Source organism: Alteromonas sp. KC3, assembly GCF_016756315.1.
Taxonomy (GTDB): Bacteria; Pseudomonadota; Gammaproteobacteria; order Enterobacterales; family Alteromonadaceae; genus Alteromonas.
In genome coordinates this window covers 2,278,733-2,293,484 of the sequence record NZ_AP024235.1, presented here as the reverse complement: position 1 = coordinate 2,293,484, position 14,752 = coordinate 2,278,733, and the positions used below count along the sequence as shown (strand labels likewise).

At 42.5% G+C, this 14,752-nt stretch carries 14 protein-coding genes; 5 read left to right on the top strand and 9 right to left on the bottom strand.

The window, feature by feature from the left end:
• Nucleotides 1-23 precede the first annotated feature (23 nt).
• Entirely contained in the window at nt 24-266 is a 243-nt protein-coding gene (locus tag JN178_RS10305) for an EF-hand domain-containing protein (RefSeq protein WP_159624429.1), read from the top strand.
• A gap of 129 nt (nt 267-395) precedes the next feature.
• Here JN178_RS10305 and JN178_RS10300 read toward each other — a convergent pair whose 3' ends face one another.
• The 3 genes from JN178_RS10300 to JN178_RS10290 all read right to left on the bottom strand — a co-directional run bounded on the left by JN178_RS10300 (nt 396) and on the right by JN178_RS10290 (nt 3,190).
• On the bottom strand, nt 396-1,736 hold the full coding sequence (locus JN178_RS10300; protein WP_202261476.1) for a DEAD/DEAH box helicase: 1,341 nt from the start codon (nt 1,734-1,736) through the stop codon (nt 396-398).
• Between the two features lie 93 nt (nt 1,737-1,829).
• Nucleotides 1,830-2,483: a CoA transferase subunit B gene (locus JN178_RS10295; protein ID WP_202261474.1), complete on the bottom strand. Its 654-nt coding sequence runs from the start codon at nt 2,481-2,483 to the stop codon at nt 1,830-1,832.
• Nucleotides 2,483-3,190, bottom strand: coding sequence for a CoA transferase subunit A (locus tag JN178_RS10290; protein WP_159624431.1), 708 nt, complete (start codon nt 3,188-3,190; stop codon nt 2,483-2,485). Before JN178_RS10290 ends, JN178_RS10295 begins: the two co-directional genes overlap by 1 nt.
• A 104-nt stretch (nt 3,191-3,294) precedes the next feature.
• Between JN178_RS10290 and JN178_RS10285 the strand changes: the two genes are divergently transcribed.
• Nucleotides 3,295-4,182, top strand: coding sequence for a LysR family transcriptional regulator (locus JN178_RS10285; RefSeq protein ID WP_202261472.1), 888 nt, complete (start codon nt 3,295-3,297; stop codon nt 4,180-4,182).
• Between the two features lie 67 nt (nt 4,183-4,249).
• Here JN178_RS10285 and JN178_RS10280 read toward each other — a convergent pair whose 3' ends face one another.
• From JN178_RS10280 to JN178_RS10270, 3 genes are all read right to left on the bottom strand, one after another.
• Entirely contained in the window at nt 4,250-5,077 is an 828-nt protein-coding gene (locus JN178_RS10280) for a substrate-binding periplasmic protein (RefSeq protein ID WP_202261470.1), read from the bottom strand.
• Between the two features lie 36 nt (nt 5,078-5,113).
• The gene (locus JN178_RS10275; RefSeq protein ID WP_202261468.1) at nt 5,114-5,872 is read right to left on the bottom strand and encodes a hypothetical protein; all 759 of its coding nucleotides are present in this window, start codon (nt 5,870-5,872) and stop codon (nt 5,114-5,116) included.
• A 96-nt stretch (nt 5,873-5,968) separates the two neighbouring features.
• On the bottom strand, nt 5,969-6,670 hold the full coding sequence (locus tag JN178_RS10270) for a sensor histidine kinase (RefSeq protein ID WP_202266028.1): 702 nt from the start codon (nt 6,668-6,670) through the stop codon (nt 5,969-5,971).
• A gap of 207 nt (nt 6,671-6,877) precedes the next feature.
• Between JN178_RS10270 and cysB the strand changes: the two genes are divergently transcribed.
• Nucleotides 6,878-7,852, top strand: coding sequence for an HTH-type transcriptional regulator CysB (gene cysB, locus JN178_RS10265; protein WP_039220248.1), 975 nt, complete (start codon nt 6,878-6,880; stop codon nt 7,850-7,852).
• A 70-nt stretch (nt 7,853-7,922) separates the two neighbouring features.
• Here the strand turns inward: cysB and JN178_RS10260 are convergent, their stop codons facing one another.
• From JN178_RS10260 to pabB, 3 genes are all read right to left on the bottom strand, one after another.
• A complete protein-coding gene (locus JN178_RS10260) occupies nt 7,923-9,296 on the bottom strand; it encodes an L-serine ammonia-lyase (protein ID WP_202261465.1) in 1,374 nt (457 codons plus the stop codon).
• 145 nt (nt 9,297-9,441) lie between these two features.
• Nucleotides 9,442-10,014, bottom strand: coding sequence for a CoA pyrophosphatase (locus JN178_RS10255; protein WP_202261464.1), 573 nt, complete (start codon nt 10,012-10,014; stop codon nt 9,442-9,444).
• Between the two features lie 22 nt (nt 10,015-10,036).
• A complete protein-coding gene (gene pabB, locus JN178_RS10250) occupies nt 10,037-11,470 on the bottom strand; it encodes an aminodeoxychorismate synthase component I (RefSeq protein ID WP_202261462.1) in 1,434 nt (477 codons plus the stop codon).
• Between the two features lie 230 nt (nt 11,471-11,700).
• On the opposite strand from pabB, the gene JN178_RS10245 reads away from it, so the two are divergent.
• Nucleotides 11,701-13,230, top strand: coding sequence for a fumarate hydratase (locus tag JN178_RS10245; protein WP_202265810.1), 1,530 nt, complete (start codon nt 11,701-11,703; stop codon nt 13,228-13,230).
• Between the two features lie 126 nt (nt 13,231-13,356).
• The gene (gene rmuC / locus JN178_RS10240; protein ID WP_232369747.1) at nt 13,357-14,745 is read left to right on the top strand and encodes a DNA recombination protein RmuC; all 1,389 of its coding nucleotides are present in this window, start codon (nt 13,357-13,359) and stop codon (nt 14,743-14,745) included.
• The last annotated feature ends 7 nt before the right edge of the window (nt 14,746-14,752 follow it).

Here is a 14,752-nt window from a genome sequence, read left to right as displayed (position 1 = left end):
TGCAGTTGAAATAAGGAACGCGAGTGAGCACTCAACTTTCAGAATCTAAAATTGAAGAAATTAGAAAAGACTTCAGCTTTTTTGACCGCGATGGAAATGGTCAAATCGATTTGCCTGAATTCATCGAACTTCTTACGGTGATCTCACCAAAGACAAAAGCGAGCCACGTACAAGAAGGCTTTAAGCTCATCGACAGCAATGATGATGGCTTTATCGACTTCGAAGAATTTTTAGAGTGGTGGCAAGAGTGCTGGTGGGAATACTAATTTGAGTATTTTCCAGTAGCAATATAGAACTAAAAAGCGAGTTCAGGGCTCGCTTTTTTATTAATTTTTTACGCTAATCACTGCTTGTTAGTGGTTTTCGTTATTAGCGCTTATCAAGTAGCCCACGAGTTACTCTTCGTCAGCGGTATCTGTGTCGTCTTCCAGTGGCTTTCTTGGTTTGCGTTTTATCGGAACCATACCCACATCTTCACCGCCCATCGTATCGATACGCTTTTTATGCTGTTGTTTAATCGGTTTTGCTACCCGTTTTTTACCTTGCGCACCAGCTTGTTTGGATGCCTTTTTCTTTGCTGGAGCAAAGCCTTTAAAAGTAGCGGCATGTTTTGGGTGAGCACTGCACTCTAACGCGTATTGCAAATGGTTTTTAAGTGCTTCAAAGCTCTTCCAATCGCGCGGCCCAACTAAGGAAAATGCTTCGCCTTTTTGTCCTGCGCGGCCAGTACGGCCAATACGATGAATATATTCATCGGCGTTTTTAGGAAGATCAAAATTGACTACTAAGCCTACCTTAGAGAGATCAAGCCCACGTGATGCTAGGTCTGTTGTAACTAAGATACTGTGTTGACCACGCGCAAATGAACTCATGATTGCGGCGCGCTGGTTTTGTGGTAGATCGCCGCGAAGCGCAATAGCCTCTAAACCGTCTTCGTTGAGCAATGCTGCAATGCGGTCAGTATCTTCACGTGTAGCGGTAAATACAATGGCTTGATTGTAAGAACGGTTCGTTAACTCAGCGTGCAATATGGCATCTTTGTTATCGACGTTATCTGCAAAGAAACATCGCTGTTCTATATCACCGTGCTGGGCAGTCGCATCACCCACAGCAACGCGCACAGCACTTTTCGTTAATTGCCCCGTCATGTGCTTCAACTCAATATTATCGAGTGTGGCAGAGAACAGCATAGTTTGGCGTTTTCGGTGGTCTGCGTAATCGTTTATCATTTTAAGCTGTGCAGCAAACCCCAAATCAAGCATGCGGTCAGCTTCGTCAAAAATCAGCAGCTCCAGACCGTTTAGATATACGCTTTTATCGAGTAGATGGTCAGCTACACGACCCGCTGTGCCAACGATGATATGTGGGTTACGGCGCAGTGCTTTTACTTGATCATTATAATTTTCACCGCCAACAATTAGCGAGCAAGTAAGGTTCAACCCTGTGCACATCGACTTAGCTTCAATAAACACCTGTTTCGCTAATTCGCGAGTTGGCGCTAATATCAACGCGCGCGGGTCTTGACGACTAAGCGCTTTTTGCGACATTAAACGATTGATTGCTGGAACTAAAAAAGCGAAGGTTTTACCTGAGCCTGTTTTTGAAGACGCAATAATATCTTTACCTTGAATAGCCGGTAACATAGTGCGTTCTTGAATTTCGGTGAGCGTTGAAATGTTTTTAGTTTCAAGCTTAGAAATGATTTTATGGTGGACAGGTAAATCGGTAACTTGCAAAGGGATGCCTCTTAAAATAACGAATCGGCGCATTATCCCTTAATGATAGACATAATGAAAGAAGAGGGCATAAAGATGCCCTCTAAAATATGATTAAAGTGACATTTCTACCACATTGTCTGGAACAATAAGCTTGCCCGCTGTTTTTTCTTTAATCTCGTCAATACTAACGCCCGGCGCACGCTCTTGTAGTATAAACGCGCCGTCCTGCACGCTAAGTACTGCCAAGTCAGTGATAATCCTTGTGATACAATTAACGCCAGTTAACGGTAAAGTACATTCAGGCAGTAGTTTTGAATTGCCATGCTTGTCAGTGTGAGTCATGGTAACAATGATGTTTTTAGCGCCAGCTACAAGGTCCATAGCTCCGCCCATACCTTTAACCAGTTTACCAGGTATCATCCACGAAGCGATGTTACCGGAAACGTCCACCTCAAACGCGCCAAGTACCGTAAAATCAACGTGGCCACCACGGATCATGGCGAAGCTTTCAGCACTGTTGAAAATGGAGGCGCCGGTAATTGCTGTTACCGTTTCCTTGCCTGCATTTATCATGTCTGCATCTACTTCTTCTTCAGTAGGGTAACGGCCCATACCTAAAAGGCCATTCTCTGATTGCAACATAACGCTAATATCGTCAGGCACATAGTTGGCGGCCAATGTAGGAATACCTATACCCAAGTTTACGTAGTCGCCATCTTTGAACTCTTGCGCTACGCGCATGGCAATTTGCTCTCTAGTTAGCATTATACTGCCTCCTTACTTACGATACGTCGTTCAATGCGTTTTTCGAATGAGCCTTTTATAACGCGGTTCACGTAAATTCCCGGCGTGTGAATTTCACTGGGAGATAACTCTCCAGGTTCTACAATTTCCTCTGCTTCTACGATGGTAATTTTACCTGCAGTAGCTGCCATTGGATTGAAGTTTTGCGCAGTGTGGCGATATACACAGTTACCAAATTTATCGGCTTTCCACGCCTTAACAATGGCAAAGTCGCCAGTGATAGCGTGCTCTAGAATATAAGGGCGGCCATTAAATTCCTTTACCTCTTTACCTTCGCCAACAGGTGTACCGTAGCCAGTTGCTGTATAAAACGCTGGAATGCCTGCACCACCTGCTCGCATTTTTTCGGCAAGGGTTCCTTGTGGAGTAAGTTCTACCTCTAACTCACCATTTAATAACTGTTTTTCAAACAAGGCATTCTCGCCCACGTAAGAAGACACCATTTTTGCTATTTGCTTATCTTCAAGCAATAAACCAAGCCCAAAACCGTCTACGCCGCAGTTGTTAGAAACTACGGTTAGACCACTGACGCCCATTGTCTTTATTTGTGCAATTAAGCCTTCTGGAATGCCGCAAAGGCCAAAACCGCCGGCAATGACAGTCATGCCATCTTGTAAACCTTTCATTGCTTCATCATATGAAGAAACGACTTTGTTGAAACCTGCCATTCACTCTCTCCAATTTGAATTGTTAACACTAAGTATCAACATTGTTGCTTATTATGTAAAATCGAATTAATCTTACGATTAATAAATTATATTAATTAATGAGTATGGATATTTCCTATCGTCAATTACGCGCGTTTATAGAGGTTGCTAAGTCATCTACGTTCGCCGAAGCCGCTGTAAACTTACATCTAACACAGCCAGCGTTGTCGTCGTCAATTAAAAAAATGGAGCAACAATTAGGTGGCAGGTTGTTTGAACGCAATACCCGCAACGTAAGCCTTACACCAGAAGGTGAATTGCTATTACCTAATGCCATTAGGTTACTTCGAGATTGGGACAATACGTTCTCTGATATGCAGAATTTATTCGCGATGGCAAAAGGACAATTGTCTGTGTGTGCTATGCCGTCTTTTGCAGAGTCGCACTTGCCGATATTGCTAGCCCAGTTTCACCGTGCAGCACCGAACGTAAACATACGCGTTATTGACATCGTTATGGAACAAGTGATCAATGAAGTAACAACTGGCCGTTGTGAACTAGGTTTTTCTTTTGAACCCGAGCGTAAAGACGGTCTTATTTTTGAAAGCCTATTTCAAGACCGATTTGTGGTAGTCGCCAACAAAGAGCAAGCCGCAAAACTTAGCCAAGTGCCACTGTGGCGCGAATGTCTGTCACTGCCACTCGTTATGATGAACCGTGGGTCTGCGGTAAGGTCATGGACACAAAATAAGCTACTGCAATATGGCGATATTAATATCGTGGCTGAAACAGGGCAATTGTCTACCCTAGGCAAGCTTATTAAACATGGGCTTGGGATTTCGATTATGCCGTCATTGTGTGAAACGCAAATGAAAAGCTTGGGCTTAGTGGTACTGCCTATTGAAACAGATCCATTGATAAAACGTATTGGGCTTATCCGAAATGCCAGAAAGGGATTGTCGGTTTCGGCTCAAAAACTGTGGGATTTGTGTGTAGCTTATTACGGAGATTAGTTAAGAGGCTTAATGAAAAAGCTCAATCTTAGTGCATCAAGTTTAAATACATCGACAAATACTCTCGTTACTCTTCTAACAATTGCCTTTCAAGCCATTTGTTTTTGTAATGCTCTATGGCTAATTCTACTTCTCCATTGTCGACCTTAAGCTGTAAACGTTTATCAAATTCATCGATTATTGCGGTGCAAGCAGAGCGCTTGCTAAAACCGTGATGTACGACGGCATTGTTAGTTTCGAACACTATTTCAAACTGAGAGAGCATTTTGTTAGTCTGAAGAAACGCGTTCGCAGTTTGCTTGCCAATAACAAAATAATCGGTTCTGCCTCGTGCAAGAAGCTCGAAATTTTCCCGTAGCCCTTTAACCTCAACGACATCTTGAACCGACAAGAATGCATCAATGTGCTCGCCGTGATTATCTCCAGCATTTACAGAGCCAATCAATCCATCCAACGCGTCGAGGGAGTGTACAGGTTGAGTGTCTGGTGTTGCTTTTTGGTAAATAGCAACAGGGTTGCTGTAGAAATGGGCGTTTGTGTAGTGAAGGAACTGCTCACGTTCGTTGGTTTTTTTTAACGCGGGTATTAGGTCGATATGACCAGCATAGGCGTGTTGGAGTACACGTTTCCAAGGCCCAACATAGTCCGAACGCCACGCTATACCCATCTCGTTTAGAATTTGCCCGGTAATGTCGATAGAGGCGCCTATAATCTCGCCGTCTTGCTCCCAGTGAAAAGGCGCATAATCAGGATGGGCTGAAATGATGACTTCATCACAAGCATTGCTGAGGTGCTCGCTATCAATTAGTGCAACTGTCTTAAAGGTGCAAAAGAATAGAGGAAGCAGTAAAAAGAGGCGAGGGGGTAATGCAGAACCAATTAAGTGTTTATACATATCGGCGTCCTTACCCCTTACAAAATTAGCGTTACGCTACCATTTCTTTTTCGGTGCGAAGAGTTCGTCTAATTCGTCGCGCTCTTCTGCTTGTTTCTTAGCGCGATCTTTTTCATTAACACTTTTAAGATTGCTTTGTATCTCATAGAGCCATTCTTTTATCGTCGCCAGTCGTGAACTTGAATATTCATCTTGAGGTGTCTGATTTTCTAACGCCGCTTTGGCTTTTTCAAAATACTGCCTAGCAGAACCTAGCATATTAGTTTGAAGGGCAGCTCTACCGCGTTTCACCAGGGTTTCCACATTCACTTTAAGCTGAAGCTTTTCTAAATGCTTGTCTTCGTCTAAAAAAACTTTCGAATCAATTTGCCCTTTACTGTGTTCGGCTCGAATGATGACCCTCAGTTTTTTCACAGCCTGTATATATTGAATAATAACTTTATCGTTGTCGGGAAGCGCGAATTCAGTCGACGCCGGAGAATTGTCAGAGAGCGCCGTAGCAGCTGCTTGCTCAGTACTTGATATGCGCTGCTTTAACTCTGCTGTACTTGCCAATTCGTTCATTGTTTTCAATGAATTAAGAATGCGATTGTGAAGAATTCCCATAAGGCGAGACGACACTGGCATATTCACGCTAGCCGCAATAACATTTTCTGTCTCATCTACAATCGTGCGTTGCTTGGCTAGCTCAGCACGGCGCTCAGCTTCCTGTTTTTGCCTATGTTGCTGCATTGCGTTAATAAATATTGCTGCAATAAGCAAAACAACAATCAGGATTATGATAATCACGTACATGCGCGTGTTCCGTCTCTTTTATGCTTTTATTATAACGTTCATAGAAGTATGTGCGTAAAACGTTATTTTGTCTTCATTTATTATTATCGGTCAATACTACGGTATTTTTACTTCAAATACACTTCCACCGTAAATCCCTCCGTTACTTAGTGCTATCGTGCCTGCTTTATCACCTTGAGAATGTGCTTTGGCGATTAATTTGGCAAAAAACAGGCCTAGTCCAGTGCGGCCTTGACTCAACTCAAAATCGGCCAATTGCTCGTGGCTTCTTGTCAGCATATCACTAGGGTATCCGCTACCATCGTCTTCAACTTTTAGCTGTAGAAAGCCATCATAATCAGCAGCAGACACTTTTATCTTTGATGTACCGTAACGCATGGCGTTAATAATTGCGTCATTAAGCAAAAGGTAAATTAATTCTTCATCAAGATACCAACGTAACTCTGATTCTATTTCTATCTCGATATTTATGTGTTTTTGATTTGTATAAAGCGTATTAGAACCAATAACGTCTTCAACGAGATCTTGGATGAAACACTCATCGACCGTGATAGGTAAACTTTCGAGCTCTGCTCGATACAACGACAGAATTTGTACTAGATTGGTATTAAGTCTAGACGCTTCGTAATGCACGTTAGCTACTTGTTCTTGCGCTTCAGTGTTATCTACAGGAAGAACATGGCTAAGTGCTTCAATAGATTGAATAAGTAGAAATAGTGAGTTCTTCATATCATGTACAGCGGCAGCTAGTACCGAAGAGAAGTCGATAGTTGAAGTGACCTGCTTGCTACTCATGATGGTTAATATTATTTCCTGTGCCGTGTACTTTTTATAATGTCTAAGATTACATAAAAAGGCGAATGATACTGCGATAAAATATTGAGTTTGTGCATATTTTCTACTTTATTATGCAGATTTTGTAATATCAACTAGCAAAAATAAGTGGTTTTGGTTATAACGATGGGAGTATAGTGATAATCCGGCGCAGTAAATGGTGTTTAAAATATGAAACTACAACAACTACGGTATATCGTAGAAGTCCTTAATAATAATCTGAATGTCTCTGCGACAGCTGAAAGTTTGTATACTTCTCAGCCAGGTATTAGCAAGCAAGTAAGAATGCTAGAAGATGAACTTGGCGTTCAGATATTTGGTCGTAGTGGGAAGCACCTAACACACGTTACTGATGCAGGTAATGATGTAATCAATATAGCGCGTGAAATTCTAGCAAAAGTTGAGAGCATTAAGGCAGTTGCGCGAGAGCACACTTTACCAGACCAAGGTAAACTCAATATAGCAACAACGCATACCCAAGCGCGTTACGCGTTACCTGATGTGATCCAAGGCTTCATGGGTAAATACCCTAAAGTATCGTTACATATGCACCAAGGCACGCCGTCTCAGATAAGTGACCTAGCCGCTAAAGGCGAGGCCGATTTCGCTATTGCAACTGAAGCACTGCATCTTTACAACGACTTAGTCATGTTGCCATGCTATCACTGGAATAGAAGTGTCATTGTAAATAAAGATCATCCACTGTCGAAAAAAGGCACGATAGATATTAGTGATATTGCCAAATATCCACTGGTTACTTACGTATTTGGGTTTACTGGGCGTTCGGAGCTGGACCAAGCATTTGAGCGCGCTGGGCTTACGCCTAAAATAGTGTTTACTGCCACCGATGCCGACGTTATCAAAACTTACGTACGTTTAGGTGTTGGCATTGGCGTTATTGCGTCAATGGCAGTAAGTGAAGAACTTGATGATGATTTAGTTAAAATCGATGCGAGTCATTTGTTCGATTACAGCACGACTAAGATTGGATTTAGAAAAGGCTCGTTTTTACGCAGTTACATGTATGACTTTATTGAGCGTTTTGCGCCACATTTGACCAAAGATAAAGTGGAAAAAGCGATGATGCTAAAAAATAACGAAGAAGTAGAAAAGATGTTTAAAGGTGTAACGCTACCCGTTAAATAACGATAAAATTTAGATTATAAAAAAGGGGCTTAATTGCCCCTTTTTTATAATTTTGGTGGGGACAATTCCCTTAACACTCGATTATGTTTACCGCGAGGCCGCCACGCGCGGTTTCTTTATACTTGGTCTTCATGTCGTTACCGGTATCTCGCATCGTCTTGATAACTTTATCTAGCGATACTTTTTGTTCGCCTGTACCACGTAACGCCAAGCGCGACGCGTTAATTGCCTTAATGGCTCCCATGGCATTTCGCTCAATACAAGGTACTTGTACAAGTCCACCAACTGGGTCACAGGTTAACCCTAAATTGTGCTCCATGCCTATTTCTGCCGCGTTCTCGACCGACGCCGCAGTGCCGCCCATAATTTCAGCAAGAGCTCCAGCTGCCATAGAGCAAGCTACACCTACTTCGCCTTGACAACCTACCTCGGCACCTGAGATAGATGCGTTTTCTTTATACAAAATACCAATCGCACCTGCAGTGAGAAGGAAGCGGCTAGCAACTTCTTCATCGACTGGGCGAATAAATTTGTCGACGTACTGTAAAACCGCGGGAATTATACCCGCTGCACCATTGGTAGGAGCTGTCACAACACGCCCGCCTGCGGCATTTTCTTCATTAACGGCAAGTGCAAACAAGTTTACCCAATCCATGGTTTGCATAGGATCATTGGTGTGTTCAGTTTGAAGCCTTCTATACAGCCCAGGAGCTCGACGTACGACCTTCAGACCACCAGGAAGAATACCTTCACTTTCGATGCCGCGCTGTATACAGGCTTTCATAACAAGCCAAATATTGTGTAGCTCTTGTTTTACTTCGTGCTTAGGCCTGAATGTAGATTCATTACGTAGCATAAGTGAGCTAATGCTAAGGCCATTTGTTTTACAAAGTGCTAGCAATTCTCCAGCCGTTTTAAATGGGAACGGAACTGATGCTTGCAGACTTGCTGCGTGTGCCTTGGTGGCATCGAAGTCTTCATCTTTAATGATAAAACCACCACCAATGCTGTAATAGGTCTGCTCGGCCAGCAATTCATCTTTGTGATAAACATAAAACGTTAGCGCGTTGGCATGTTTTGGTAGTGTTTTACGACGGTGAAATACAATAGCATTTTTGTTTGGAAAACGAACGGGCTTAGTACCATTTAGCGACAGCATTTCACTGTTGCGCACTTCTTCAAGCTTTGCGTCAATAGTGTCAACGTCTACTTGGTCAGGCAATTCACCTAATAGACCTAAAATTACTGCTTTACCGGTGCCGTGACCAATACCGGTTTGTCCAAGAGAACCAAAAAGCTCTACTTTAACGTGGTCAATTTTATTAAATAGTTCTGGCTGTTGCGCCAACTCACTGGCAAATTCTGCGCCCGCTTTCATAGGGCCGACAGTGTGTGAACTTGAAGGGCCTATACCCACACTGAACATGTCAAATACACTGATCATAGTATTTTCATCATTAAAACGAATTAATAGTAAGATCATGCATCTGAGTGCAAACAACTACAATACAGAAATGCTAATAGTGTGATTAGTTTTGCTAATACGCTGTAAACATTTATTTATAGTGCAGCAATTGGGCGCTATGCCACTAGGGATGAATATGGTGTGAAAGATTGCGAAGCAATGCAGCTGTTGCGCCCCAAATCATTTTGTCTTGCCATGGTATGAAATAAATAGGAAAGGTTTTGTTATTTCTGTGGGTTGTGTGAATCAAGTGATTCTTTCTATTTAAAAGGTGAGCTAGCGGTACTTCAAATGCACTTTCCACTTCGTTTCTGTCTAGTTTGGGCTCAAAGTCTGGGTTAACAAACCCAACAACAGGCGCGATTTCATATCCGCTAATAGTGCGATAGCGAGGCAACATACCGACAATATCTACATTTTTGGGCGGTAAACCAATTTCTTCGTCGGCTTCTCTTAGCGCAGCGTCAAATAGGCTAGCATCGCTATACTCAACAGCACCACCCGGAAAGCTTATTTGTCCAGGGTGATGTTTTAGGTGGTAGGCTCGCTCTGTGAGCAAAACACTTAACTTATCACCATAGTCGACAAGGGGAATCAGAACGGCGGCCGGACGACCCGCTTTTCGAAGAGGGTAATCGGGCTCTATGCGCGGAACACGCAAATGGTGAAACTGTGCAATAAATTCTGTTCTTGTCATGTTTTAAGTTACATGTATTAAGCTAATTAGTATTAAGCGACTCTAACACTGGTATTATCTTAGACACTTTATCGAATGTCTCTTGATATTCTTCTTGCGCCACAGAGTCAAGCACAATGCCGCCTCCAGCCCAACAATATAGTGTATTTTTTTCAGCCAGCAATGTACGAATACAGATACTAGAGTCCATATCTTCACGAAAGCCCATATAAAATATACTTCCGCAATAAATGTGTCTTCTATGTGGCTCGAGTTCGTCAATCACTTCCATTGCTCTAATTTTGGGGGCACCGGTAATCGAGCCACCGGGAAAAGCTGATTTAAGTAAAGTTAATGGAGACGTTGACTCATCAAGTTCACCGACCACTGTACTTACTAAGTGGTGTACAGCTTGGTAACTTTCAAGTGCAAACAACGCAGGCACGTTAACAGAGTGTGGTTTACAGTGCTTTGAGATATCGTTACGTAGCAAGTCAACAATCATAAGGTTTTCAGCGCGATCTTTTTCAGCAGATAGCAAACTTTCAGCACTTCGCTTGTCTTTACTTGGGTCGCTAAAACGCGGTCTGGTACCTTTGATTGGCTTTGTCTCGACAACACCATCTTTTACACGCAAGAACCGTTCTGGCGATATTGATGCGATGCTGCCAGATGATGAATTGTAATAGGCTGAAAAGGGCGCGCAGTTTTGTGCTCTTAACTCTTTATACGCATTCCAAAAGCTACCTGTATATGTTGCTGAAAAGCGCTGTGCCATATTCACTTGATAGCAATCGCCAGCACGCAGGTAATCATTGATTTGTGACAAACACTGTGTGTATGCCGATTTTGAAAGGTTAGATTCAAATGGTGATGTCAGCGAAAAGTCAGCGCGGTTGTGTTGTGCTCTAACAAGTTCTTCAATGTTTGGACTTGTACTTCCGTCGCAAGAACAGTAATAAAATGCCCCTGTTTTGGTATCTTCAATGAGCGATTGCAAATAAAGACCGACAGAAAAATCAGCGCTTTGGTAATCTGATTGTGAGATTGAAGGAAGATTTTCATAATAGCGACCCGTGTCATAACCCGCCATGCCTGCCACGCCAATGATAAATGGCAACTCGCTTATGTCTTCAGAAGTGTCAACAGTTACACCGTCTAGCTGGCTATGGAGGTACTTTTCTACAGCCTCAAACGGTTTTTCATCCACTATTGTGTTTATATTGCGAATTGGATCGAGAAGTGAAACTACACACTTTTTGGCTTCTACTACCAAAGAGGGGGAGTAGGCCATAATGTTATAGCGTCCGTCACTTTGCGTAGAGCCAGAAGTATCAAGTAACAACGCCCATGGTGTGTGCGATATTTTCTGAAATATGTCAGTAAAGCATTCAAATTCTGCTGTTTCTGGTATCAGCGAGCATAATTCTTGTTTGGATAAACGAGTAACCTTGATGGTAAACGGCGTGTGTTGCATAAAATGTATTATTTACTTCTTGTCTTTGTTATTCGGTGCTTGTGAAGCGTATATACTGTGTCTATTACTAGCACTCACATTTCACACTGGCCAGATAAAACCATTACTCTGACAAATAGTTAGAATTACGGTTACGCCATTCGTTTTACGTGGTGCGATGTCGCCAGATGCGCTAGTATACGCTTTTTTAGCTAGCTAAGACCACGAAAGCCAAATAAAAAGAGGATGTCATGACCGTTATTCGTCAACAAGACTTCATTGACAGCATTGAAGATGCCCTACAGTTTATTTCTTACTATCACCCTCTAGACTACGTTAAGGCAGTAGAAGAGGCTTACAACAAAGAGCAAAGCCAAGCAGCAAAAGACGCGATGGCACAAATTCTCATTAACTCTCGCATGTCAGCAGAAGGCAAGCGCCCTCTATGCCAAGACACAGGTATTGTTACTTGTTTTGTAAAAGTAGGTATGGGTGTGACATGGGATAAGACCGACATGACTGTGCAAGAAATGGTCGATGAAGGTACACGTCGCGCTTATCTTAATCCAGACAACCCGCTTCGCGCGTCAATCGTTGCAGACCCAGCAGGTGCACGTAAAAATACAAAAGACAATACGCCAGCAGTTGTACACATTGACATGGTAGCGGGCGAAAAGATTGAAGTGATGATCGCGGCCAAAGGTGGTGGTTCAGAAAATAAATCTAAAATGGTAATGCTTAACCCAAGCGACGATATTGCTGATTGGGTGGTAAAAACGTTACCTACTATGGGAGCAGGTTGGTGCCCACCAGGCATGCTGGGAATAGGTATCGGTGGTACTGCAGAAAAAGCAGCAGTGCTGGCTAAAGAAAGCTTAATGGACCCTGTTGATATTCAAGAACTCATTGAACGCGGTCCACAAACTACAGACGAAAAGCTACGTCTTGAGATCTTCGATCGCGTTAACAAGCTTGGTATCGGCGCGCAAGGGCTAGGCGGCCTCACTACCGTTGTTGATGTAAAAATTAAATCGCTTCCTACACACGCTGCGTCTAAGCCTGTCGCGATGATCCCCAATTGTGCAGCGACTCGCCATGCACATTTCTACTTAGATGGATCTGGTCCTGCTGAATTAACTCCGCCTAAGTTAGAAGATTGGCCAGAAGTGACATGGGAAGTTAGCGAAAATACTCGTCGCGTAAACCTTGACGATGTCACAAAAGAAGATATTCAAGAGTGGCAAGTGGGTGAGACTGTTTTGCTATCTGGCAAAATGTTAACAGGCCGCGACGCAGCGCATAAACGCATTCAAACTATGATGGAAAATGGTGAAGGTCTCCCTGATGGCGTTGATCTTACCAATCGCTTTATCTACTACGTAGGTCCAGTAGATGCAGTAGGTGATGAAGTTGTAGGGCCAGCAGGTCCAACAACCGCGACACGCATGGATAAGTTTACCGATATGATGCTTGAGAAAACAGGCCTAATTGGCATGATTGGTAAGGCTGAGCGCGGACCTGCAACGGTAGATTCTATAGCGAAACACAAAGCAGTTTATTTGATGGCTGTTGGTGGAGCTGCTTATCTTGTTTCTAAGGCAATCAAAAAATCGCGTGTAGTGGCTTTTGAAGACTTAGGTATGGAAGCAATTTACGAATTTGAAGTAGAAGATATGCCAGTAACAGTCGCAGTAGATAGCACTGGTGCAAATGCCCATAAAAATGGCCCAGCAATTTGGAAGGCAAAAATCGAAGATTTAGATAAATCGTTATCTAAATAACAGTTTATTTACCAGCTATTTAACGTGGCTGTTGAAATAGATTATAAACAGGTACCTTGAGTACCTGTTTTTATTTGTGTTTTTTGTTTATATTGCTGTACAGAATAACAGTATATCGTTGGCGCTATGATTTTCGAACTTATTCAGTCTTCACCATTAACCATTCTAATTACGCTAGTTGTACTAGTCTTTTTCGGTACTTTTCTGTTGCTACAAAATGTGCGACTAGAGAAAAAAAATACTGATAAACAAACAACCATTGATAGCTTATCTACTGAATTAATCACATTTCGAGAAAAGCAAGCTTTGTTATCGCAACAAGCAGAGCAGGTGATCACACTTCAACAGGCCAATGAAGAGTTAAAAGATACACTAAACAAAGAGCGTATTTCATTAGCTAAAGCGCATGCACAAAATGATGCGCACCAAAATAGAATACATGCACTGATGGAAGCGCATGAAGATAAGCTTGCAGCGATGACGGCATCAGAGCAGCGCTTACAAACTCAATTTGAAAACTTGGCGAATAGAATTTTTGAAGAAAAGCAACAGCGTTATACCCAGCAAACGAAGCACAATATTGAATCGGTACTCGCGCCATTTAAATCTGAATTAGACAGTTTTAAACGCCAGATTTCTGAGCAACACATTAGAGAAGGGCAAGAGCGAGCGTCGCTTAAAACGGAAATTTTGAGTTTAAAAGCCTTGAACCAAAAGATTACCGAAGAAGCGGCCGCTTTAACCAACGCGCTCAAAGGGGATAATAAAAAGCAAGGCAATTGGGGAGAAGTGGTACTACAACGAATCTTGCAGGAATCAGGTTTAAGAGAAGGGCATGAATTTGATACGCAAGTGGCAGCCACTTCACAAGAAGGGCGCAGATATCAACCTGATGTTGTCGTTCATTTGCCAAATGAAAAAGACGTTATTATCGACTCAAAAGTTAGCCTTGCCGCGTATGAGCGATTTTATAACTGCGAAGACGAAGCACAGCGCGACATTTACCTAACTCAACATGTTGCTTCAATTAAAGGGCATATAAAGGGGTTAGGTTCAAAAGACTACCAATCACTTAAAGGCATTAAGACCCTCGATTATGTGTTGCTATTTATTCCGATTGAGCCTGCTTTCTTATTGGCCGTTGAAGAAGAGCCTGACCTAGTCACGCTAGCGCTTAACAACAACATCATGCTTGTAAGTCCTACCAATTTATTAGTTGCGCTGCGCACAATTAATAATATTTGGCAGTATGAATATCAAAACCAAAACGCCCAACTTATCGCTGAACAAGCGGCTAAGTTATACGATAAGTTTGTGGGCTTTATCACTGATATGGAAAAGGTAGGTAAGGCTTTAGATGGTGCACAATCAAGTTTTGACAGCGCAATGAATAAGCTAAGTAGCGGGCGGGGAAATATTGTAAAACAAATTGAAAAGTTCAGAGAGCTTGGCGTTCAACCTAACAAAAAGTTAACTGAGAATATTCAGTCTTTAATCAATAAAAACGATGATTAATCGCAAC